21 protein-coding genes are annotated in these 23,743 nt (G+C 41.8%); 11 read left to right on the forward strand and 10 right to left on the reverse strand.

Annotated features, from left to right (window positions below; genetic code table 11):
• Nucleotides 1–8: 8 nt before the first annotated feature.
• From dnaX to recR, 3 genes are read left to right on the forward strand one after another with little or no spacing between them, the layout of a single operon-like run.
• A complete protein-coding gene (dnaX, locus tag LEP1GSC052_RS16445; protein WP_020986629.1) occupies nucleotides 9–1,484 on the forward strand; it encodes a DNA polymerase III subunit gamma/tau in 1,476 nt (491 codons plus the stop codon).
• Nucleotides 1,485–1,488: 4 nt separating this feature from the next.
• Nucleotides 1,489–1,836, forward strand: a complete 348-nt coding sequence (locus LEP1GSC052_RS16450; RefSeq protein ID WP_020986763.1) for a YbaB/EbfC family nucleoid-associated protein — start codon at nucleotides 1,489–1,491, stop codon at nucleotides 1,834–1,836.
• The gene (recR, locus tag LEP1GSC052_RS16455) at nucleotides 1,829–2,422 is read left to right on the forward strand and encodes a recombination mediator RecR (RefSeq protein WP_010573161.1); all 594 of its coding nucleotides are present in this window, start codon (nucleotides 1,829–1,831) and stop codon (nucleotides 2,420–2,422) included. Before LEP1GSC052_RS16450 ends, recR begins: the two co-directional genes overlap by 8 nt.
• A gap of 8 nt (nucleotides 2,423–2,430) precedes the next feature.
• Here recR and LEP1GSC052_RS16460 read toward each other — a convergent pair whose 3' ends face one another.
• The 5 genes from LEP1GSC052_RS16460 to LEP1GSC052_RS16480 all read right to left on the reverse strand — a co-directional run bounded on the left by LEP1GSC052_RS16460 (nucleotide 2,431) and on the right by LEP1GSC052_RS16480 (nucleotide 8,349).
• Nucleotides 2,431–4,005 (reverse strand): hypothetical protein, encoded by a 1,575-nt coding sequence (locus LEP1GSC052_RS16460; RefSeq protein ID WP_010573160.1) that lies wholly within the window; start codon nucleotides 4,003–4,005, stop codon nucleotides 2,431–2,433.
• Nucleotides 4,006–4,008: 3 nt separating this feature from the next.
• Nucleotides 4,009–4,857, reverse strand: coding sequence for a substrate-binding periplasmic protein (locus tag LEP1GSC052_RS16465; protein ID WP_010573159.1), 849 nt, complete (start codon nucleotides 4,855–4,857; stop codon nucleotides 4,009–4,011).
• 62 nt (nucleotides 4,858–4,919) lie between these two features.
• On the reverse strand, nucleotides 4,920–6,191 hold the full coding sequence (locus tag LEP1GSC052_RS16470; RefSeq protein WP_010573158.1) for an OmpA family protein: 1,272 nt from the start codon (nucleotides 6,189–6,191) through the stop codon (nucleotides 4,920–4,922).
• Nucleotides 6,192–6,293: 102 nt separating this feature from the next.
• Nucleotides 6,294–7,547, reverse strand: a complete 1,254-nt coding sequence (serS, locus tag LEP1GSC052_RS16475) for a serine--tRNA ligase (protein ID WP_010573157.1) — start codon at nucleotides 7,545–7,547, stop codon at nucleotides 6,294–6,296.
• Nucleotides 7,540–8,349: a TatD family hydrolase gene (locus tag LEP1GSC052_RS16480; protein WP_020985853.1), complete on the reverse strand. Its 810-nt coding sequence runs from the start codon at nucleotides 8,347–8,349 to the stop codon at nucleotides 7,540–7,542. Before LEP1GSC052_RS16480 ends, serS begins: the two co-directional genes overlap by 8 nt.
• Before the next feature lie 119 nt (nucleotides 8,350–8,468).
• Here LEP1GSC052_RS16480 and LEP1GSC052_RS16485 point away from each other — a divergent pair, with 119 nt between their 5' ends.
• The 4 genes from LEP1GSC052_RS16485 (at nucleotide 8,469) to LEP1GSC052_RS16500 (ending at nucleotide 11,779) form a co-directional block, all read left to right on the forward strand.
• Entirely contained in the window at nucleotides 8,469–9,488 is a 1,020-nt protein-coding gene (locus LEP1GSC052_RS16485) for a M23 family metallopeptidase (RefSeq protein WP_010573155.1), read from the forward strand.
• Nucleotides 9,489–9,836: a bactofilin family protein gene (locus tag LEP1GSC052_RS16490; RefSeq protein WP_010573154.1), complete on the forward strand. Its 348-nt coding sequence runs from the start codon at nucleotides 9,489–9,491 to the stop codon at nucleotides 9,834–9,836.
• Nucleotides 9,833–10,345, forward strand: coding sequence for a YaaR family protein (locus LEP1GSC052_RS16495; RefSeq protein WP_010573153.1), 513 nt, complete (start codon nucleotides 9,833–9,835; stop codon nucleotides 10,343–10,345). Before LEP1GSC052_RS16490 ends, LEP1GSC052_RS16495 begins: the two co-directional genes overlap by 4 nt.
• Before the next feature lie 831 nt (nucleotides 10,346–11,176).
• Nucleotides 11,177–11,779 (forward strand): hypothetical protein, encoded by a 603-nt coding sequence (locus LEP1GSC052_RS16500; RefSeq protein ID WP_084492275.1) that lies wholly within the window; start codon nucleotides 11,177–11,179, stop codon nucleotides 11,777–11,779.
• A gap of 108 nt (nucleotides 11,780–11,887) precedes the next feature.
• Here the strand turns inward: LEP1GSC052_RS16500 and LEP1GSC052_RS16505 are convergent, their stop codons facing one another.
• From LEP1GSC052_RS16505 to LEP1GSC052_RS16525, 4 genes are all read right to left on the reverse strand, one after another.
• Nucleotides 11,888–12,763 (reverse strand): ParB/RepB/Spo0J family partition protein, encoded by an 876-nt coding sequence (locus LEP1GSC052_RS16505; protein WP_010573151.1) that lies wholly within the window; start codon nucleotides 12,761–12,763, stop codon nucleotides 11,888–11,890.
• A gap of 2 nt (nucleotides 12,764–12,765) precedes the next feature.
• Nucleotides 12,766–13,527 (reverse strand): ParA family protein, encoded by a 762-nt coding sequence (locus LEP1GSC052_RS16510; protein ID WP_010573150.1) that lies wholly within the window; start codon nucleotides 13,525–13,527, stop codon nucleotides 12,766–12,768.
• Nucleotides 13,505–14,269, reverse strand: a complete 765-nt coding sequence (locus LEP1GSC052_RS16515; protein ID WP_010573149.1) for an RsmG family class I SAM-dependent methyltransferase — start codon at nucleotides 14,267–14,269, stop codon at nucleotides 13,505–13,507. The genes LEP1GSC052_RS16510 and LEP1GSC052_RS16515 overlap by 23 nt, the downstream gene beginning before the upstream one ends.
• A 408-nt stretch (nucleotides 14,270–14,677) precedes the next feature.
• Complete coding sequence (locus tag LEP1GSC052_RS16525) at nucleotides 14,678–16,132, reverse strand: M20/M25/M40 family metallo-hydrolase (protein WP_010573147.1); 1,455 nt, start codon at nucleotides 16,130–16,132, stop codon at nucleotides 14,678–14,680.
• Between the two features lie 153 nt (nucleotides 16,133–16,285).
• Between LEP1GSC052_RS16525 and LEP1GSC052_RS16530 the strand changes: the two genes are divergently transcribed.
• Entirely contained in the window at nucleotides 16,286–17,014 is a 729-nt protein-coding gene (locus LEP1GSC052_RS16530) for a hypothetical protein (RefSeq protein WP_010573146.1), read from the forward strand.
• A gap of 1,038 nt (nucleotides 17,015–18,052) precedes the next feature.
• Here LEP1GSC052_RS16530 and mnmG read toward each other — a convergent pair.
• On the reverse strand, nucleotides 18,053–19,960 hold the full coding sequence (gene mnmG / locus LEP1GSC052_RS16550) for a tRNA uridine-5-carboxymethylaminomethyl(34) synthesis enzyme MnmG (protein WP_010573142.1): 1,908 nt from the start codon (nucleotides 19,958–19,960) through the stop codon (nucleotides 18,053–18,055).
• Between the two features lie 143 nt (nucleotides 19,961–20,103).
• Here mnmG and LEP1GSC052_RS16555 point away from each other — a divergent pair, with 143 nt between their 5' ends.
• The 3 genes from LEP1GSC052_RS16555 (at nucleotide 20,104) to dnaA (ending at nucleotide 23,621) form a co-directional block, all read left to right on the forward strand.
• Nucleotides 20,104–21,027: a branched-chain amino acid transaminase gene (locus LEP1GSC052_RS16555; RefSeq protein ID WP_010573141.1), complete on the forward strand. Its 924-nt coding sequence runs from the start codon at nucleotides 20,104–20,106 to the stop codon at nucleotides 21,025–21,027.
• A 5-nt stretch (nucleotides 21,028–21,032) separates the two neighbouring features.
• Nucleotides 21,033–21,971 (forward strand): hypothetical protein, encoded by a 939-nt coding sequence (locus LEP1GSC052_RS16560; RefSeq protein WP_010573140.1) that lies wholly within the window; start codon nucleotides 21,033–21,035, stop codon nucleotides 21,969–21,971.
• 306 nt (nucleotides 21,972–22,277) lie between these two features.
• Nucleotides 22,278–23,621, forward strand: a complete 1,344-nt coding sequence (gene dnaA / locus LEP1GSC052_RS16565) for a chromosomal replication initiator protein DnaA (RefSeq protein WP_205872852.1) — start codon at nucleotides 22,278–22,280, stop codon at nucleotides 23,619–23,621.
• Nucleotides 23,622–23,743: the final 122 nt, after the last annotated feature.

Consider the following 23,743-nt stretch of genomic DNA (forward strand, 5'->3'; position numbering starts at 1 on the left):
TCCGTTTTATGGCAGGAACTCACGAAGTCCTTTCTCGGAAGTATCGCCCGCAAAGATTTCGGGACGTAATTCACCAAGACCTCGCTATAGGCGCTCTTCAAAACGCTCTTAAATCCGGAAAAATCGGTCACGCATATATCTTCTTCGGTCCTCGCGGCGTAGGTAAAACTACCATCGCGAGAATTCTCGCTAAACGTTTAAACTGCCAAAATCCGATCGACAACGAACCTTGCAACGAATGCAGTTCCTGTACGGAAATCACAAAAGGAATTTCCAGCGACGTTCTCGAAATCGATGCGGCGAGCAATCGCGGTATCGAAAACATCCGCGAACTCAGAGACAACGTCAAGTTCGCGCCGATGGGCGGGAAATATAAGGTTTATATCATAGACGAGGTCCACATGTTGACGGACCAGTCTTTTAACGCTCTATTAAAAACTCTCGAAGAACCTCCGTCTCATATCGTCTTCGTTTTAGCAACGACCGAGTTTCATAAAATTCCCGAGACGATTCTTTCCCGATGTCAGGATTTTATCTTTAAAAAAGTTCCTTTGTCCGTTCTTCAGGATTATTCAGAAAAACTCTGTAAGATCGAAAACGTTCAGTACGATCAGGAAGGACTTTTCTGGGTTGCGAAGAAGGGCGACGGTTCCGTAAGAGATATGCTTTCCTTTATGGAACAGGCGATCGTATTCACCGATTCCAAATTGATCGGAGTCGGAATCCGAAAGATGATCGGTTATCACGGAATCGAATTCCTGACTTCGTTTATCAAAAGTCTCGTCGATCCGGACAATCATTCGAAAGCGTTGGAAATTCTCGAGTCGCTTTACCAAGAAGGTCAGGATATCTATAAATTCTTATGGGATTCGATCGAGTTTACTCATACTCTTAACTTGATCCGGGATTCGCTCGCCGATCCCGAATCGGTAAACTTTCCGAAAGAAGATCTCGTCAAAATGAAATCCGATTTCGAAAACATCGATTCTTCCAAACTGAATTTTCTTTCCGGAAAACTTTTCGAGATCTACGAAAGAATCAAAACGATTCGTTTGAGAAATTCTTTCGAGATCAAAGTCTTTACCGAAATCCAAATCAAAAAACTCGTGGAAGAACTTACGTATCCGAGTTTAGCGGGTCTTGTGGATCGAATCAATCATCTGATTCTCATGGTCCAAGGTTCCAAGAACGCGGCGCCCGAATCCGTTTCCACTCCATCCACCACCGCTTTTAAAAAAGAATCACAAACGCAGAACGTTGCGGAAGATTCTTCTAAAAAAAAAGATGACCCGTTTTCCCGAATTTTAGAATCTCAGTTCGAGTCTAATCAACAGGATTCGAATTTTGAGAACGATACGACCGAATCGAAACCGGTCGCAACTTCCGAAACGAATCCTCAGAAATTCGATACGAGCACCGAAATCAAAAAGAAATTTCTCGGTACGGAAGTGGATCGAGACAAGTTTCCGAGATTGGATTCTTAACGTTATGTTTGATAAGATAAAAAACTTTTCCGAACTTCTTTCCAACATGGGAGCCTTCCGTGAAAAAATGGAAGATGTCAAAAAGCGCATCGCCGCCATTCGTGTGATGGGCGACGCGGGAGCGGGAATGGTTACCGTCACCGCAACCGGAGAAGGACAAATCACGAACGTATTCATCAACAAACAACTCTTCGACGCGGACGATCATAAAATGCTCGAAGACCTCGTGCTGGCCGCAACCAACGACGCGCTCAAAAAAGCGAGAGAAGCGACCGCTTATGAATTTCAATCCGCTTCCGGCGGTTTGGATCTTTCCGAAATTTCCAAAATGTTCGGCGGCAATCTTGGCTAATCATCTTCTCGACGAAATGGTCGAAGCGCTTTCGTCTCTTCCCGGAATCGGGAGAAAAAGCGCGTTCAGAATCAGCTTTCATCTTTTGAGATTGGAACAAGGACTTTTCAATCAATTCGTTCATCAACTTACGGATACGAAAAGCAGAATCAAGTTTTGTAAACGATGCGGTTCTTATGCCGAGACGGAAGTCTGTGATATCTGCACTTCCGAAAAACGCGATACTCATACGTTTTGCGTCGTTGAACAACCCGAAGACATTTTCTTCATCGAAAACACGAGAGAATTTCACGGCAAATATCACGTGTTAAACGGTGTGATTTCTCCTTTGGAAGGCGTAGGCCCGAGAGATCTTAGAATCAAAGAACTTCTGGAAAGAATCGAACCTGAAGAAGTGAAGGAAGTTTTGATCGCTACAAACCCGACGTTGGAAGGGGATGCGACTGCGGATTATTTGGCCAACCAGCTCAAACCGCTTTCGGTGAACGTGACCCGAATCGCCTATGGAATTACCGTCGGAGGATCGATCGAGTTGTCGGATCAATATACTTTGGGAAGAGCGATCCGTTCCCGTCTTCAGCTTTAAATCGATTTTTAAAACCTATGTTCCGCGGTTACGAAAAATTCCCTGAGAATTTTTCCCTGCGTGGTATCTAGATACGCTTTCAACCCGTCGCCTGCTACGAAGTAACCGGATCTCATCAAGATCTGCATATCTCGAAACGCGTTCCATCGTAAATTGATGTTGATCTCGTGTCCGAAAAAGGCGCTCGTTTTATAACCGTTCTCGAAATTGAAGTAACGATTGTTTTCGATGTAAGGAGATTTCGTTCCATACAATCGATAATAACCCAACGTTAAGAGTAGGGGACCGTAAACGACAAAGTCTCCGTTGATTCCGTATTCGTATAAACCGCTCGAATCCTTTCCCGAAAAAAGCGCGTAACCCCCGGTAAAGTCGTTCGCGATGTTCGATATGGAATATCCCGGCATCAAGGTTTTATAACCGCCGCCTCTCAAGTTCGCTTTAGTTCCATCTTTATCAAATCCGGCTCGTCCCGTACTTCCCACTCCGACTAAGTTGAACGTTAAATTCTCGCTATAACGATACGAAAACTGAAGGTCCGCCATTCCGCCCGATATATTGTGTTTGCTGAATCGATTATACAGAACGTTTCCCGCGGCGTCCCGATACGGAGCGAGGGAATGAACGGTTCCATGATTATAAATCCCGTGAACCACAAAACCGAAGTTCGAAAGATTGATCTCGTTCATAAACCCGTGCCAAAACAACTGACCCACTTCGCTGTCCAACGCGATTACGTTTCCTTTCGCGTTCGTCGTTTTGTCGATCGATGCGATCGTATCATCCAAAAAATAAGAATAGAGTTCGTGTTTGACGTTGTTGAAGAAACTAGTTTTGATTTCGTAAAAGTAAATGTTCGTCCCTATGTAATTCTTATCCGCGTATGTATTCTTATCCAAGTCGAGCTGGGCGTTTTGTCTTGCGACGAACCAACCAGCTTCAATAGTAGTATTCCACAAACGAAAATCTTTATTGAGAGTAACTCCGGTACCCGGAGTAAAAACGACTCTTCCTCTCGCGGATGAAAAAAGTTGCTGACCGACTCTTAAACTGAAAGCGTCTTCGGGAAGTTTAAAGTTCAAATACAAAAACGTGGTTTGAATGTTCACGGGAGAAGTGAACCCGGCCTCACCGCCTTGTCCCGGACCGGTCGTGGAGTTTTGACCGAATCCTTTTCCGCCAAAGGTGATATCCCCGACTTGAACGCCCCAAAGCGCTTCGAAATATTTCGAAGTGTTGAAGTTCATGTTGACCGTCATCCTCGTATCGAAATACGAAATATCTTCTTTCTGAGGAGATAAGGTAGTGGGATTTCCTTTTAACCTTTCGGCGATTTCATTGTCGGCAACGGCTTGGTTCTGTTGTTGTTGATCCGCTTTGAAAGCGTTCTTATCGTAAGGAGTTGCGGCGGTTTGACGGGAAGTATAAATATCTCTTCCGAGATTGAATCCCCGCACCCTGTAATTTCCTTGAAAGTCGAGTTTCGTTTTTTCTTCGATCTCTTGGGAAAAAAGTAAGGAAGGAAAAAGAATCAACGCAAGGTAATATAAGCGATAAGCCTTTTTTAAAAGGTCAATGGACACGGATCATTTTACCCAGTTGTTCTGATTAAAATATCGGCTTCTCAACTCGTCCAAAACACCGGTTCGTTTCAATTCCTTGATAAAGAAGTTCAAATTATCCGCAAAAATCAGATCGTTTTGAGGAAGCGCCGCGCTGATATTCTCCTCTTGAACCGTACCTAAAAGAGGAAGATAATTAGCGCGCAACGAAGGATTTTTTTGGAGCAGGGTAAGAATAAAAAAACTGTCCGCAACGAAACAAGTCACGTTGTTGCTAATAAGATTGTCGATCGCGATCGAATCCGAAAGATAACTGTAGATCGGAAGTTTGGCGTATTTTTTCTGAAGATAAATATGATTCGTCGTGTTCGATCTCACGGAAAAGCTCACCAAACCGCTCAGAGTCGAAAGATCGGAAAGACTCATAAATCTTCGTGAAGTAACGATGTTCCCTTCCGGTTCGGGAGGAAGAATTTTTTTACTCACAAGACCAGCCGGAGTCGTTACGAGATACGGATCGGAAAAGGTGACTTGTTTTCCGCGGTTCAAGTCCGTAGACATTCCGGCTAACGCGAGATCGATTTTACCCGCGCGAATGTCTTCCGAAAATTGCCGGAACGTTTTGAGAGGAACGAGTTTCAGAGAAACACCCAAGTAATCCGCGTAAAGTTTCGCGAGTTCCGCGTCGATCCCCGGATAACCGTCCTTCGGATTCTCAATGTAAAAAGGTTCATATTGTTTATTGACCCCGACTACGAGTTCTTTTTTGGAAAGAATTTTTTCCAAACGAGAACCCGCATATTCGGATTGAGAAAACAAAGCGAACGGAAAAACGAGAATCAAAAGAGGACAAAGGATTCTTTTCTCGAACATGAAACAAAAGATGAATCGATCCTCGTTTTTTTCCAGAGCATTTTAAAGCGAAAACGTAAAATCTAAGGGCTGAGAATCTGAAACTCGGTTCTTCGATTCCTATAATCCGTATCCGGATTTTTTTGAGGAACGATCGGTTCCGAACTTCCTTTGCCGTCGGTCACGATTCTCCTCGAATCGATTCCTTTTTTGATCAGATATTCTTTCACGGAATTCGCGCGATTGCGGCTGAGAATTAAGTTTTCCTGAGTATCTCCGTTCAAATCCGTATGACCGATGATTTTGATTCGTACGTTTTGATTTTCTTTCAGGTAAGAATGAAGATTCTCCAAAATCGGAAAAGAATTCTCGAGGATCTCATACGAACCCAACGCAAAATGAATGCTGTCCAATGAAATCGATTTTCCTTTTTCCAATTCCTGAAACGGATTTACGACGTTGGAATAAATATCGTAATCCCTTCCGGTTCTTCTACAAAAGTAAAACGTTCTTCCGTCACCCGCTTCTAGATAAAAGGCTTCGTCTCCGGCGGTGTTGATATCGGGTCCTAAGTTGATCGGTTCCGAAAAATTTCCATTCTCGAGCATGGTCGATTTATACAAATCGTAACCGCCGAAACCGCCCGGGCGATTGGATGAAAAATAAATCGTCCTTCCGTCTTTCCCGATCGTCGCTGCGATCTCCGAATAATCGGTGTTAATCGGCTCAGGTAAACTCGTAGCCTTTTCCCAGGTTTTGTTTTTGTAATTCGAAACGAAAATATCCGCTTCTGCGACTTGTCCGAAAGGATAACGCGTAAAATAAAGACGGTTGTTAAACAGAAACGGATTCTCTTCGATTTCTTGCGTGTTGACCGTTTTCGGAAGTACGACGGGCTCCGCCCAGGAAGAATTCACTTTTTTAGAAAAGTATAAATCTCTCGAAACTCCGATCTTACCGTTCGCTAATTGGAATTCGATGGCGCCGTCGCGATTGGATGAAAAAAGAATTCCCTCTTCCTTGTTTAGGATAAAAGGACTTTGGTCGTCGAAATTGGAATTCAAGATTTCGATTTCCGAACCTCGAGTCCATTCTTCGCCGACGCGAGTCGATTTATATAGATCGGTGTAATTCGAATTCTCCCTTTTCGAATAAAAATAAAGAATATTTCCGTCGTCCGTAAGACTGATTCCGAATTCGTTGAGATTCGTATTGATCGAACCTCTTAGTTTTTCCGGTTTTGAAATTTTAGAATTTTGTGTTTTCCCCGAAGCCGACGAATCCTGCGGTGCGACCGAAAAAGGCAAAAGAAAAATTAAGAATATTGAATATACAAAACGGAAAAAAGAACGCATAAACCACTCCGAAGATTCCGAAAGAACCCCTAAGTTGATTATCCGTTCTTTTCCGAAAAACCTAAGCGCAAAAGTATGGAAAACGGAAAATTAAATCCGTTTTTAAAGATATTGTTTCAGAGCTTCCGGAATACGAACCGTTCCGTCCGCGTTTTGAAAATTCTCGAGAATCGCGGCGTAAGTTCTTCCGAGCGCAAGACCCGAACCGTTGATCGTGTGGACGAGCTGATTCTTTCCGTCCTTCGTCTTATAGCGGATCTTTCCTCTTCTCGCTTGGAAGTCGCGGAAATTCGATACGGAAGAAATTTCCATATAACGATTCAAACCCGGCATCCAAACCTCGATGTCGTAGGTTATGGAAGAATTCGCGGAAATATCTCCGGTGCAAAGAATGATGACTCGATACGGGAGTTCCAATTTCTTGAGAATATTCTCCGCGTGAGAAAGCATCTTTTTGTGTTCTTCTTCGGATTCTTCCGGTCTGCAAAATTTTACGAGTTCCACCTTTTGAAACTGATGTACTCGAACCAATCCGCGCGTGTCCTTTCCATAAGACCCGGCTTCTCTTCTGAAACAAGAAGTGTGCGCCGTTACGGAAATCGGTAATTGATCTTCGGGAATGATTTCATCGCGGTATAAATTCGTAAGAGGAACTTCCGCCGTCGGAATCAGATTGAGTTCGTCTTTTTCGATTCTATAGAATTCGTCTTTGAACTTCGGATATTGTCCGGTCGCGGTCATCGATTCGTCGTTTACCATCGCAGGAACCCAAACTTCGGTATAACCGTGTTCCTGCGTATGAACGTTGAGCATAAAATTCATCAACGCTCTTTCCAACCTCGCGCCGTCTTTCCAATATGTGTACGATCTCGCGCCGGAAAGTTTTACGCCTTTTTCAAAGTTGATCCAATTCAACGCTTCTCCGATCTCGAAATGCGGTTTCGGAGCGAACGAAAAAGAAGGAATTTTTCCCACTTCGTATTGAACCACGTTGTCGTGTTCTGATTTTCCTTCCGGAACCTTCGGATCGAGAATATTAGGAAGTCCTAAATTGATATTCAGCAGAGCCGTTTCTTCCTGCTCCATCTTCGTTTCGATTTCTTTGATCTTCTCGCCGACAAGTTTGACGGAAGCGGAAATTTCTGTGATGTCCCCACCGGATTGTTTGATCTTTCCGACTTCTTTGCTGACTCTGTTTCTTTCTTCTCTTAAAACGTCGGCTTCCTTTTGAAACTCTCGTTTTCTTTGGATGATCGATTTCAGTTCGTCAATGATTCCGATTTCTTTGAAACCTCTGAGTTCTAAAACTTTTTTGAGGTCCTCGGTGTTTTCCGTGATATAACGAAGATCAAGCATTGTGATGGTACGCCTTACGATTCATAAATTTAATACTGTTTTCAAAAAGTCTACGTTCCACCTCGGCATTCGATTCTTGTCTGAGGGAAAACATCTTATCTAAGATAAATTTCATATAAGAAGGTTCGTTTCTTTTTCCGCGAAACGGAGGCGGAGCCAAAAACGGAGCATCGGTTTCGATCAACATACTTTCAAGAGGAAGTTTTTGAGCCGCGTCTTGAATGTCTGTTGCGTTTTTAAAAGCTACGATTCCCGAAAAGGAAATATAATATCCGATGTCGACTAACGCTTTTGCGGTCGGATAGTCGTATGTAAAACAATGGATCACGCCGAAAGCGCGGTCGCGAAAATTCTTAAGAATGGAAATCGTATCCTCTTTTGCGTCCCGAGAATGGATGACAACTGGCAACTGCGTTTTAGCAGAACATTCCAAGAACGCTTCGAGAATTTCTTCCTGTTGTTTTTTCGTATCGGCCGTGTGATAGTAATCAAGACCGATCTCTCCGATCGCGGAAAGTTTAGAATCGCCTAAGTTCGCATAGACGAGTTTTAAGATTTCTTCCTTATTGGGGAACTCGTGCGTTTCGGTCGGGTGACAACCGATCGAATATCGAATCTCTAACGAATCATTCGAATATTCGTTCGCTATAGATTGCGCTCTTAAAGAACTCTCAAGATCGATTCCGATTTGGACGATCTTTTTTACGCCGGAGGCCATTGCATTTTTTAAGGAATCTGCAATTTCCAAACCTTGGGACTGTATTATATCAAGGTGACAATGTGTATCGGCAATAGAAACCATAGAAATCCGGTTTTAGTGAGTCACTTTTTGTGAATTCGATTGACTGAAAAGAGATTTTTTAAGATCTCTTCAGACAGGTGAAAGCGTTCGGCTAAAAACCAAGTTTCGGGACATAAACCGTGGATATTAAAGCAACTTCCGCACTGATCTACTATAGACTCCGTTATAAGTACCAAGAGTACAAACTCAAACTGGATCTAAAACTTTCCGAACTCAATAAAAAGGGAAAAGAAAGACTTACGGTGATGGTAATTCCCCACTCGGAACAAAAAACCATCAACTTTCACATCTCTTACAGAGCGATTTCCATCTTTATCGGAACGATCTTCATTCTTCTCATCATCAGTTCGATCAACGTTTTAAGTCATAGCGGTTCCGTTCACCAACTCACAGAACTCAATCTTTCCAACAAAGACTTTATCCGCCAATCGGCAAAGATGAAAGAAGAAATCAATTCTCTTCATGAATACGTGGAATACTATTACGGAAGATTAGCGAGACTTTACGTAAGACTCGGAGGTGATCCGGCAAAGGTTTCCAAAGGAATCGGCGGGGCGGAACAACTTTCCACTCAACCTCCATCCATCATCGAACCGAAAGCGGTCAATCCTCAGACCAACGATCTTCCCGAAGGTGCTGCCGTTTTCAGATTGAAGGAAGACGTTCATAACTTAAGAATCAGTAACGAACTCACTCAAGACATCATCTCCATTCTCAAAAAAAGAAAGAACATCCTAAAACAAACCCCGTCCATCTGGCCGGTAAAAGGTTATGTTCTTTATCCGTACGGAGCTTACTTCAATCCGATCTCGGGAAGAAGAGAATATAACAGCGGCGTCGACATAGGATCGTTCGCGGGTTCCGAAGTTCTTGCGACCGCACCCGGAACCGTTTATGAAATCGGTTATACGAGAAACACCGGTTATTTCGTAAAAGTTTCTCACAAATACGGATGGAAGACGATCTATTCGAACATGGATCGATTGAAAGTGAAACAAGGTCAGCAAGTTTCCAAAACGGAAGTGATCGGTTTCGTCGGCAAGACCGAAGCTTCTCCGAATTATATGCTCCACTATGAAATTCACGTTGGAACAAGAGCGATCAATCCGTTTGCTTTCCTCAACCAGATTCAGGACTGAATGGCGACCACAGAAGAACACTTAATCGTAAACAGCATCATCGGCGAAGGCGCCGAGTTTAGCGGAGAATTCAAACTCTCCGGTCTCTTAAGAATCGACGGAATTTTTCGCGGCTCTATAAAAACCGAAGGAAAAGTCCTAATCGGCAAATCGGGAATCGTCGATACGGATATCAGAGCCCGAATTGTCGTCGCTGGCGGTGAAATCAACGGGAATATTTACGCGAGCGAACGAGTCACTCTATTGGCTTCCTGCAGAATGAAAGGAGATATCGTATCTCCGAGAATCGTAATGGAAGAAGGAGTACAATTCGAAGGCAATTGTAAGATCAACCCAGTTGCACATTGAAAGTACTCATACCACCTTATCAACCTCCTCGAAAAGAAACCGAAACCAAAAACGCTTCCAAGAGTAAGAAGAGTAGCGCTTCGTCCTTAAACGGAGGAAGTTCTCTCAACTCCGCCGAAGCCGTTGAAAACGTATCTTCTTCCTTTCTCGACATTCTCGAAGAAATCGTTCCTTCCGGTTCCGAAACCACAAAAGATTTAAACGCTCTTTGGAGAGAACTTCCCGAAATCGAAAAGAGATTTTTGGATCTTCCTTCCATCGGAAATTTAGAAGCCTATCAAAAACATATTCAAGCCATCACAAAAGCGGTCATCGATCAGAATATGAGGGTGGAAACTCTCGCAAAAAGAATGAAAGGCGAAGCCAAAAAGATCTATCACGTCGTAAAGATTATCGACGAGAAAATTCAGATCTTAGCGGAACTCATTATGAACGAGGGAAACTCGGCCTTTAAACTTCTGAAGTCGTTAACGGATATCCGCGGTTTGCTCTTGGATATTCAAGAGTAGTTAAAAACCTAAATTTCCTTTCGGAAAAATAAGCCTGTAGCAGACCGGCACAAATCCAAACCGACGCCACGAAGGAGAAAAATTTTATTTTTATCAATCGTTCTGCAAATTCAAAATAGACGATAAACAATATGGTAAAATAAGAACGAGAAACGACGCAGAAATCAATCCGGAATATCCTTCGTGGTCATCTATATCGATCAAACAGAGACGTGTAAGCATAGAAAGAAAGTCAAAAGCAACATTTCGAATTTATAATCAAAGATCGTAGAAACGTTCTTATCTCTCAGCTTTCGAAAACCGGAATCGAAAGCAAGTAAAGATATCGTTCCGAAAGGAGATAAGATAAAATCTAATCTCTACTGCATATACGTTTTTTTTCGAAGCAAGCCCTGATTCTATTTTTCCTTATGCTCCAAGATCAAAAAATATTTCGACTTTTACCATAAACAAAATTGAAATGAATTTACAAAATATTTTGCATTCAAACTGCTAAAATTCTTAACTAAATAAATAGTAACTATCGTTGCGTATACAAAATAGATGATAGTCATTCCTTACAAATAATTTTATATTCAAATTATATATTATATTCCTTTCAATTAATTCCTAATTTATTGTATTTCATTCCTTGCAAGCAAGTTCACTCTTAATTGCCTGTTATTTATTCCGAGGGATGCTACCCTTCGAATTTAAAATGCATGAGGACACAAAATGAATTCAATTTTCCATTCGTTTCATAATGGAGATAAGTTTCAGAGATCACTTAAAAAATTTCTAATATTAAGTGTATTATTGTTAATAAACGCTTCGTTTTTCGCCTGCGCAACTATGAATTACATTGCACGGTTCGAAAAAAAAGGACAGGTAGTGGATACGACTGCAATGACGACCGAGGCCGAAAAATTAAAACTCGCCGATGTCGCTGATGTAAATGCCTTTGTACTCGAAGTGCCACCCGGCATTTCCTGGGACGGCAATACACTCCATTATGACGAAAAGAAATGGGAAGTATTAGGAACCGTTCATTCCGATTACAATCAAGACAGTCATCTGTTTTGGTTTTACGATTATGTAGAGGAAGAATCCTGGAAAAAAGCTTATTGCTATTGGCAAGTTCCAATCAATTGGGTTACGTTAGGAATCTGGGCTTTCACTCCTCTTTATTATCCTTGTATCGTTCGAGAATCGAAAGACGACGTACAAGCCGAGAACAACCGGAAATTGAGAATTACGAATTCGTTAAAGAAAATTACGAAGGTCGCGGGCGGAGATACGGTTTTAGTCGAATCGTTCGGAGATTTACAGATAAACTTTTTTAATGCAAACACAGGCCAAAATGTGGGTACCGTAGGCATCAAAACCGTATCGGGACATGGATGGGCTCTCAAAAAGAAAAAGGAAAATAAAAAAGACAAAAAGGATAAATCCTAATTCTTAAAAGAACTCAGTTAGTAATAACAATTTCGTCGTTGCAAGAATCGAAAATGCGTAAAGTTTTCAGAATCTTGCAACGTTCTCTTTAAAAAACTTATTTTATTTTTATAGACCCAACGCATTTAAAATCTTTTCCATCGCTTCCAAATTCGGATAAGCGATCGTCATCTTTCCTTTGCCGGAACTTTGATTGTGACCGATTTCGATTTTCATAGAATACTTTCTGCGAAATTTATTTTCCAATTCGACGATGTTCACGTCTTTACGCGGCTTTTTCTTTTCAGGCGTGGAAGAACGTTCTTCGGTAAGATTGGAAACCAAGTCCTCGACCTGTCTCGCCGTTAAACCTTTTTCGGCGATTTGATACGCGAGTTGTTCGATCTTTTTCCGATCGGCTAAGGAAAGAAGAGGTCTTGCGTGACCTTCGGAAATTCTTCCGTTTTTAATCAAGTCTTGAACGACATCGGGAAGCTGGAGAAGTCGGATTAAATTCGAAATCGTGGATCGATTCTTACCGACTCGAGTCGAAATATCGGTGATTTTTAGATTCAGCTTTTCGGAAAGTGTTTTGTATGCGAGCGCTTCTTCGATCGGATTCAAATCCTCTCGTTGAATGTTTTCGATGATCGCCATTTCCATCGATTGATTTTCGGAAACGTTCTTAACGATCGCAGGAATTTTTACAAAACCCGCGAGTTTACAAGCGCGGTAACGACGTTCACCGGATATAATTTCGTAACCTGAATCCAGTTGTTTGACAACGATCGGTTGAATGACTCCGTGTGCCTTGATGGTTTCAGAAAGTTCTCTGAGAGATTCTTCTGAAAAAGTTTTTCTAGGTTGGCCGGGATTGGGTCGAATTTCGCTGATCTTAATTTCACGAAGCGCGCCGTCCGAAGAAGATTCGATCGGCGTTTTGTTTTCGTTGACCGGAATTAAATTTCCAAGACCTCTACCGAGGGCTTTGGGTTTGATTGCCATTCTTAATTCTTCCCTGCGACTTCCAGAGCAAGACTTCTATAACTCTGCGCGCCGACTCCTTCCGGATCGTAACTCATGATCGTTTGTCCGAAAGAAGGAGCTTCGCTTAATTTTACGTTTCTTGGAATGATCGTAGTATATACTTTATCTTTGAAATAGGACTTAACGTCTTCCGCGACTTGGTTCGCAAGATTGGTTCTCTTATCGAACATCGTCAGAAGAACACCTTCGAGTTCCAAGGATGGATTGAGTTGGTTCTGCACGAGAGAAATGATTTTCATCAACTGGGTAAGACCTTCCAATGCAAAGTATTCCGTTTGAAGCGTGATCATCACGCTGTCGGCCGCACAAAGAGCATTGATGGTTAAGATTCCCAAAGAAGGAGGACAATCGATTAGAATATAATCATACTCGGTTCGAAGTTCCGCTACCGCGTTTTTCAATCTGTATTCTCTTTGATCCTCCGCGAGAAGGTCCGCCTCGGCGCCGCTCAAGTTGATGTTGGAAGGAATGATATGAAGATTGTTTACGTTCGTTCTTTGAATACATTCATTTGCCGAAGATTCACCTAACAGCAACTCATACGAAGTTTTTCCGAGCGTATTGATTTCGATCCCGAGACCGGAACCCGAGTTTCCCTGCGGATCCATATCAATGATCAAAACCTTTTTTCCGATCGAAGCAAGGTTGGCCGCGAGATTGATGGAGGTTGTCGTTTTTCCGACACCGCCCTTTTGATTGCTAATCGATACGATCTTTCCCATTTCCGCCCTTAGTCTCCTTGCTGATATCCTTCCAAGCTCTTGGATAACCATGCCTCGGGCTAGAAACCTTTTTCAAGAATTTAATATGTCGCATGCCTAAAAATTCAAGAGAAGGCAATTCTTCTGAAAATTCTAAACGGAAACCGGAATAAGAAAGAACTTTATCTTCCAGTTTTGCATCTATATCATGTTTTCCTAAAAATGGGACATAAGTCCCTCCAACTTTTATCAAGTTACAAACCGCTTCCGCGCTATATGGATAAGGGATAAACCCACGTGATACGACATAATTTAGAGATAACTTTGATTCTTCCGTTCGAATGAATTGAAATTTCACATCTGAAATTCGATTGGAACGAACGAATTCTTCCGTATGAGAAAGTTTTCTTTTTTGAGAATCGATTAATACGACAACCGGAGGATCTTTCAAACAACGAAAGAAAAAGCCCGGAATTCCCGGTCCGGTTCCTGCGTCTCCGAGTTGAATGCCCTTCCATGAACCGACTTTTTTGGTGATTCGATATACGTGGTAGATCGATTCCAAAACGTGACGGTCTAAAATTTCTTCCGAATCTCTTTTCGAAAAGAATCCACCGGCTTCGTTTTTGTCTCTGAGGAACAACGCGAATTTGCAAACCAGTTCCCAATCAAAGAAATAAATTATTTCATCGGATTCCTTCGGAAATCGTTCTTTCAATCTTTCCGTAATTGATTCGATCGAGAATTGTTCGGGATCTTGCATGTTGCTAAGGTAGAATTTTGTTTCATTTTGTCTTCACAGTTTCGAGTTCTTGGCTTTGGTTCCTTGAGATTTCGGAAATTTGTGGGAACTCATACTTGAGTTCAGGAATCGATTGAGGTTCGAGTGCCTTTACTGAACTCGAGGTGACGTAATCTGTAGGAACTCCTAAAAATCTTTTGTTAAACGATCGAACTTTGAAATGTAGGAACTCCCACCGGACACCGAAAACTGACTTGCGTTTCTTTTGCATGAATCTGTCGGTGCTGTACGTTGCGCGGCGGAAGAAGAAAAGATTTAGAAAGAAATAAGAAACAAATTTTAGAAAAGAATCAAAAACCGAAAACGAACTCATATCAAAATCGAAAAAAGTTCAGAGTGAAAATTCTCACCCTGAACTTTAAAAACAAATCAATCGGTAGCGTTGTTAAATTCGATCACGGCCTTGTGAAGAATTTCAATCCCCATCTTTAAGTGTTCGATTGTGGTGCTTTCATTTTTACCGTGAATCCCATCGATCTCTTCCGAGCTCATCAACGCCGGAATCAATCCGTAACACTTAAACCCCGCCACTCTTAAATAAGAAGAATCGGTCGTGCCCGGCGATAAGAACGGAGTAATCACCGCGCCCGGAACCACATGCTGAACGACTCCCGATAAGATTTTAAAATACTTCGAATCCACCGGTGACGTAGTTCCAGGTTCGAGATGTCTCGCGGTTACCTTAACTCGAAACTTCTCGCCAAGCTTCTTTACTTTTTCATAAATTTCATTCTCGTTGTATCCGGGAAGAATTCTTATATCAACACTTCCGTTGGCTTTCGAAGTGATCACATTAATACCAGCATAGTGCGTATCAACGCCCGTGATGCTTACCGAGTTGCTGGTCATCGCTCTTAGATGTTTGTTGGATCGGATCACTCCGTTTAAAATCGTTCCGAGTAAAGGATTACGAGAACGTTTCAACACGAATGAATTCGGAAAAGGACTTACTTCGCCCATCTGATAAAAGAAAGAAGCGGTTTCATCTTTTATGATCACGACTTCGTTCATCTTTTTGAGATCGGTTATAAAATCGATGAGGTTGAGAGCGGCGTATTGAATCGGAGGAGTACTACCATGACCGGAAATATCTTCGGCTTCCAAGTCCAACCACACGGCTCCTTTTTCCGCGTGTTGAATGTTGAAGATTTTACTTCCTTTAACGACAACGTCCTTTGTTCCGACGCCGCCTTCGTTGTGAACGAATTCATATCCGTTGAAAATATCTCTGTGTTTTGCGATTAAGAATCTCATTCCGAATTCGGAACGACTTTCTTCATCGGAGACTGCGAGATACATAAGATTCTTTTTAAGCTTCATTCCGGAATCATGAATCAGAAAGAACGCATAGAGTTGCATGATACCGAGTCCTTTCACGTCGACCGCGCCGCGTCCATAGATACGATCACCTTTTCTTACACCGGAGAAGGGGGGTTCGATCCACTCGCTTGCATCCGCTTCGACAACGTCGATGTGATTGGTAAGAATTAAACCGCCTTGAGAATCTTCTCCTTTGATCTCCGCCATGATACTTGCTCGATCCGGTTTTCCGGGAACGTCGAAGATCGTCGTTTTGATTCCGCGTTTATCGAAAAGACTCTTTAAAAATAACGCCGCTTGCTTTTCATTTCCACGAACGGTTTTAATTCTTAGATATGTTTGTAAATCCTTCGATGCTTCTTCGGCGAGTTTCCCATAATCTCGCTCTTCGAATTTCGATTGTGGCGTTAAGGATCGAATCCCTTTTTCTGTTATAAAAATCGTATATAGTAAAAACAAAACGAAGGCTCCTAAAAAGCCTAACGCGATCTTCTTCCAATTCATTTGTAATTCTCCTCGGTGCTGGAGAAAATAACGCGTCCCGCTTTCCTTTCAAGGCATTTACATCGGAGATTTCTTTTGTTTTTCATTCGTGTTTTTGATTTGCCGTTAACCTTTTGGATTGTTTTCCGATGATTGTAGGGTAGAGGTTATATTATGTTTCGAGTTTTGTTTCTCTTCTTACTCTTTCCCGGTCTTATTCTCGGCGTTACTCCCGGTAAATGGTCTCATATCGATAAGTATGTTTTCGGAAACAACACCAACGGTCCCGTAAAAGAAATCGTTAAGAACGCAAGCGGCCAAGTCGTTTATTCGGCGGCTTACGAATATGATTCTTCCGGTAAACTCATCAAAGAAACTTATCTGAATGCGGACGGGAATGCGGACGGTTCCACAGTTTTTCAATACAAGGATGGGAAGGTTGTTCGTGAAGAACTCTTTGATAAGGATAACGTTCTTCTCGAAACAAAAACCTTTCGTTACAATCCGAAAGGTCAGATCGATCTCGTTGAAGTTTTCGATCGCGAGAATAAACTCCTTTTAAAGTCGAACATCACTTCTTGGGACAAGGACTTCGTAAAATCGGGACAAACCAATTGGCCGGATTCGAAAGAAGTGGAAACCTTTACCTTGATTCAAGACGATAAAAACCCGAGAGCTTTGATTCAAAATATTTATAACGAAGAAAAGAAACAGATTGCTTCCACGAAGTTTGAGTATGACGAGAAGGGGAAGTTACTGACTCGGATCAATGTTCAAGGCGAACAAGAAAGAAAGAATCAACTCAGTTATGGCGCGAACAGTCAGCTCCAAAGCTTTACGTTTCACGTGAAACAAAACAACAAATGGGAACTCCAAAAGACACACGAGTTGATCTACAAATAATCTTAGAAATGAAAGCCGTCTTGTTTGAAGAGACGGCGCGTCTTCCAACTCCGCTTCAAACTTTAGTCCGACTTAGATTTCGCATCTCTAACGTTTCTACTTTTTTCTTTATCCTGCTCGTCTTCTAGTTTCCCTTTTCCGCTTTCGATCTTTCGTTTTCTTATGAAATGCTTTTTCATACTCTTTATCCGCTTTTTGAAACTTCGTAAGTGAACAAAGGAAAGTTGAAAGACAAAGGCCCATCGGAACATCGCTTTTCGGAAAAAATTCAGAACAATTGTCGCAGATTGTTTCAATCTTGAATCGATCGGTTGTATTTCAAAGCGAGAACTTTGAATACAGTTCCGTTGAAGTCGAACCTTAAGAATGGATTTTCAAAACCGAGTTTAAATTGAAAATAACTCTGATTAGAACTCAGCGTTGAATCAAAAGTCGCGATCAACTTGCTCACGAACATACGGTTCAAGACGAACAAAGATTCTTTGCTTCCATAATCACAAAAGTTTTTAAGCGACGCTCGATTCTTTTTAAACTTGGACGTTTCCAATTGCGAATGCCGGACCGACGTAAGATGTCTTCGGCAAATCTTCAAAGGATTTTCTTTCGTTAACGATCTGCCCAAGGAGAATCTATTAAAGTGTTTTCGAAGCTTTCTTTGCTCTTACATTGAATGCGAGTAACGAAGTTCGCGGCGAAGATTCGGATCAACTGGTAGTGGGTGCTCAATGATAATCAGAGATTTAAATCGAGGCACGAGTAAAAATAGAAGATCGGAATTTAAAAACTAAGGATGAGCATCAAATACCGAATACTTCTTCAAGGCGATTCGCTTCGAAAAACTTCCGATCTTAAAAACAAATCTCATTTTGAAAAATAAAAAGCCCGGAAGTTCCGGGCCTTTTAAAAACGTTTCATGTGAAACGCGGAGAAAACTTAGCTTTTTTGTAGGAGTTCCGACCGCAACTAACCGCAACCTTTAGTAAAAATCTCCAACTCGAGTGGGAGTTCCTACAACTCACTTTCAAAAAACAAAAAAGATCAGGACGCTTCCGCCTCTTGTTTTCTTTTTCCTTTGATATGATAAAGCAAAAGGTCGATGTCACTCGGATCCACTCCCGAGATTTGTCCCGCCTTCTCCAAAGTCATCGGTCTATGATTCTTTAACTTTTGAATCGCTTCTTTTTTTAATCCCGCAATCGTTTCGTAGTCAATGTCTTCCGGAATCGCAAGATCCAAATACTTACTTTTCCATTGAATCGTTTCTAGTTCTCTCTTGATGTAACCCTCATACTTGATTTCCATCTCGAGAATATTCTTCTCCGACTCGGACCAAAAGCTTACTTCGGGAATCATAAACTCCACATCGGAGATTTTGATCTCGGGACGTTTCAAAAAAGAATCCAACTTCATACCGAACTTGTAGTTCGTGATTCCTTTTTCATCCAAGAGCTTTTGAAATTCATCCGAAGGTTTCAACGGAATCTGATAAACTTTCTCGCGGACTCCATTGATTCTTTCGTATTTATCTTTCATTCGATCGTAACTTTCTTGATCCACAAGGCCGAGATCATAACCGTATTTCATCAGTCGATGATCCGCGTTGTCTTGTCTGAGAAGAAGTCTATGTTCCGCGCGAGAAGTAAACATTCTATACGGATCTTCCACTCCTTTGTGAACCAAGTCGTCGATCAAAACTCCGATATAAGATTCGCTTCTCTTGAACAACAACGGATCTAAATTCTTCAGAGAATGTAGAACGCTATAAGCGGCGACAAGACCTTGCGCCGCCGCCTCTTCATAGCCGGTCGTCCCGTTGATTTGTCCCGCGTGATACAGTCCTTTGATCTTTTTCGTTTCCAATGTCGGCTTCAACTCTGTGGGATCGACATAGTCATACTCGATTGCATAACCGGGGCGAACGATCTCCGCATTCTCAAGTCCTTTCAAAGAACGAACCAACTTCCATTGAACTTCTTCGGGAAGACTTGTCGAAACTCCGTTGAGATAGATCTCGGTTGTTTCATAACCTTCGGGTTCGAGAAAGACTTGGTGTCTTTCACGATCCGCAAAACGAACAACCTTATCTTCGATCGAAGGACAATAACGAGGACCTGTGCTTTGAATCTGTCCCGAATACATCGGAGATAAACTTAGATTTTCATGAATGAGTTTATGAGTTTCAGCGTTTGTGTAAGTGATGTAACAAGGAATTTGTCTGCGAGTGATCTTCTCCGTTGAAAAAGAAAAGGGAGAAGGATTCTCATCTCCGTCTTGAATCGCAAGCACACTTAAGTCGACCGAGTTCTTATGAATGCGCGGCGGAGTTCCCGTCTTCAATCTTCCCAACTTCAAATTGTATTTTGCCAAAGACTTGGAAAGACCTTTGACCGTTGGTTCGCACATTCTTCCGTTTTCATTTTGATACGTTCCGATATGAACGAGAGAAGATAAGAATGTTCCCGTAGTTAAGATGACGTGATTCGTATAAATTTCAAAACCGCGGCCGGTCTTTATGCCGATCATTTGATCGTTTTCGATGAGCAACTCTTCAACGGTGTCTTGTCGCATCGAAAGATTCTTTTCCGCTTCCAGAGTATGTTTTACTTTGAGTTGATATTCTTTCTTCTCGGCTTGCGCACGCGGAGCCCAAACGCTCGGACCTTTGGAAGTGTTGAGCATCTTGAATTGAATCCCGGTATTATCAATGACCTTACCCATGATACCGCCGAGTGCATCGACTTCTCGTACCATATGTCCCTTGGCGATCCCGCCGATCGCGGGATTACAAGACATCTGGCCGATCGTATCCAAGTTCATCGTGATCAAAAGAGTTTTCGCTCCACCCTTTGAAGCGATGTAAGCGGCTTCCGAACCCGCATGGCCTGCGCCGACTACGACACAATCAAAACGATTCGGGAAAAAAGATTGGTTCTTGGATTCGATCATCGAGATTCAACTTCCTGAAAATTAATTACAAATTTGAGAATGAGATGTTTCGCAAGGTTCGAGTCATACGATTGCAAGATGAATCGACAGCAGACCCGACATATTGATTCATGGAATTATATCACTTATCAGGTTCCTGTTCTATGGCAGAATCCATCAAGAAACTATCCTATTTTGAAGGAAAAATCCTTCCTGAATCCGAAGCAAAGATCAGTATTCAAACTCACGCACTTCAATACGGAACCACCGTCTTCGGTGGACTCCGCGGTTACTACGATAAAGACTCCGATAACATCTATCTCTTCCGAATCTTAGACCATTATCAAAGACTGATAAACTCGACTCGGATCATGCAGTTGAAGTTGGATAAGACAAAAGAAGAATTGAGAGACATAACCCTCGACTTAATTCGTCAATGCGGTTATAAAGAGAATATCTATCTTCGTCCTTTCGTTTATACATCGGCGCTACAACTTTCACCGCGCTTTCACGACGTTCCAACGGAACTCGCAATTTATATTCTTCAGTTGAACGACTACTTGGATACGAAGCGCGGATTGAAGACGATGGTTTCCAGTTGGAGAAGATTCGACGACGCGGTCATCCCGACCTTGTCCAAAGTTTCCGGCGGTTACGTGAACTCGGCTCTTGCAAAATCCGAAGCGCTTCAAAACGGATTCGATGAAGCGATCTTCTTAGACGCGAGAGGATTTGTAAGCGAAGGTTCGGCGGAGAATATATTCTTAGTTCGCGACGGAAAGATCATAACGCCGGGAATCAATTCTTCCCTGTTGGAAGGAATCACAAGAAGAAGCGTTCTTCAAATCGCAAGAGACAACGGAATCGAAGTGATCGAAAGAGATATTTCGAGAAGCGAACTCTATATCGCGGACGAGGTTTTCTTTTCGGGAACCGGAGTTCAAATCGCATGGGTTTCCGAGATCGATCATAGAAAAGTCGGCAACTCGGAGATGGGACCGATCACGAAAAAGATTCAAAGCCTCTTCTTCAACTTGGTGATAAACAAAGAAGAAAAATACAGACACTGGTTGACTCCGGTTTATTAAAAAGAATGAGTTCCACCGCGTTTCAACTCGACGATATCTTAGGACAAGAAGTAGCTCTTACTTTTTTAAAAAGATACGTGTTGAAACCGGAAACGATTCCTCCGCTTTTGATTCTTCACGGACCGGACGGAACAGGAAAAGAATCCGCATCGGAACGTTTTATTAAGAATGTATTATGCTTCGAAGGAACCTCTTGCGGAGTCTGCGCTTCCTGCAAAGCGTTCATGCACAACGCTCATCCGGATTACATTCGCTTTCCGGAAGAAAGCGGTAAGATCATTCCGATCGGAAGCGAAGACAATCCCGAAGAGTTTACGATTCGATGGTTGATTCGTTCCCGCTTAAACTATCGTCCTCATCTTTCCCGATTTCGTTTTATCGTTTTTCCGGACGCGTCTTTGATCGGTAACGAAGCCGAAACCGCCTTATTAAAATCTTTGGAAGAGGCTCCTCCGTTTTCAAGATTCATCTTTATCGTAAACAACTTGGATAAACTCAAAGAGACGATCGTCAGTAGAGCGATTTGTGTTCCTTTTCAATTCTTGAATCAGAACGATCTCAAAAAAATCAACTCAACTCTTGGAGTTACCACTCTTCCGTTTCAAGGCGGAAGTCTGACTTCTTCCGAATGTCCGCAGGAAGTAATCGATCTCGTTCAGGAAAAAATCAAGGATCGACTCGAAACACAACTCGATCTTTTAAAACTTGAGTCCTGGATTCTTTCTTACAAGGACGAACATCCCGAGTGGAAAGAGAATTTTTCTTACAAAGAATTCTTAGAACTTGTTAGTCTCGTGTTGATCTACGAATATACAAGAACCGGTTACGAAAATAACCTACAAAAGATAGAAGCGATCTTCCAATTTAAGGCCGAACTTCACAAAAGAATCATCGGAATCGATACCATCGCTCTTTCCAGATTGTTTTTCCGTCTTTCTCTTTGAGATATATTCCAAAAATCGAATATAGTTTCCGACAAAAACACACTAACAAACGTTAGTCGAAATGCAAAAATGGTCCGATTTCCGCTATTGCGACATAATTAATTATCCCAAACATAAACATCTTCTTTTTTTGGCGGAGAATTCGGATTCCGGAATTTTCATTTGAGTACAAGAGTTCTTCTAAAAATACTGTATTCTCATTCATAGGTCGTCGGAACTCCGAAGACAAAGTGAAAAATCGTATCATTCAATCGAATTGGAAAATTTTTTTCAGTTCGAACCCGTAAAAGCCTCTTTGTGTAAGAGATTTTTGTTTTATTATTTTTGGAGGAAGTGTTGAACCTAGTTTGGAATAAAATTTTGGAGGAAGTGTCTAAAAAAATATCTCCTCAATACTATGAACGGTTCATCGACACTCTGAAATTGGAGACTCTTAACTCCGAAAAATGTACGATCATCGCTCCATCGGCGACGATTAAAACGCACGTTGAAAGAAAATATCAAAGTATCATCGAAAACGCGATCTTAGAAGCCTGCGGCGATAAGATTCCCGTAGAAATTTTAATCGAATCTAAGGCGGCTTCTCCGCTTCAATCCATTCTTGAAAAGTCTTTCGATCAAAAAGATTTTCAATTCAATCCGGATTACACGTTTGAAACTTTTATCGTAGGCGATTGCAATCGTCTCGCATTCACCGCCGCCAAAGAATGTGTACGCAAACCCGCCGAAATCAATCCTTTGTATTTGTTCGGAAATGTCGGAGTCGGAAAGACCCACTTACTACACGCGATCGGTTCCGAACTTGTTAAGAAGGATCCTTGGAAAACGGTTTGTTACGTCGACATCTCTTCCTTTATGAATGAGTTTCGTTTCGCTCTTCAATCCCGAGAACTCATCGAAAGTTTTAAGATGAAGTATCAATCTTACAACTGTCTTCTTGTCGACGATATCCAACTTCTTTCCACAAACGCGGAAAAAACTCAGGACGAATTCTTCGCTTTATTCAATTTTCTTTTTGAAAGAAAAAGACAAATCGTAATCGCCTCGGATCGTCCGAGTTCCGAGCTTGCGATTCATGAAAGATTAAAATCCAGATTCGTAACCGGAGTTCAAGCGGACATCCAATATCCGGATCGCGAAATTCGAAAAGGAATCGTAAGTCATCATTCTAAGATTATGGATCTCGGTTTGAGCGAGGACATTCTCGATTTTTTAGCGGATCAAATCGAAGAAGATACGAGACTTCTGCTCGGAGCTTTGAACGACATTTATCTTTATAAAAAATCGTATTCTTTACTTTTCTTAAATCTGGAGAAGGTTAAGGAAATCGTAAAGAACCGTCTTTACAGAAAAAAGAACGTCGAGTTCTCGCACGATCGAATCATAGAATCCGTCGCGAAAGAATTTAATTTAAACGCGGCCGAGATCATGGGAAAGAGCAGAAAAAAAGAACTGATCGTTCCTCGTCATATTTGTTTTTACTTATTGCATAACGTTTTCAAAGTCAATAAGTCTCAAGTGGGAAGACTTTTTCAAACTCAACACACGACCGTGATTCACGGAGTTCGAAAGGCCGAGGAATTTCTTTCCAAGAACAAGGAAATGCGTTTCTTAGTGGAGCGAATCAGCTCCAAATATAAACTTCAGTAAGATTGAATTCTTTTTACAGATAAGATTCAGTTTTATTTACTGTAGATAAAGTGTTCATAAACTATCAAAGAATCGTTTGAAAAAATCAATAAACCTGTAAATAAGACATAATGCAAAATTAC

This window comes from Leptospira kmetyi serovar Malaysia str. Bejo-Iso9 (genome assembly GCF_000243735.2).
GTDB lineage: Bacteria > Spirochaetota > Leptospiria > Leptospirales > Leptospiraceae > Leptospira > Leptospira kmetyi.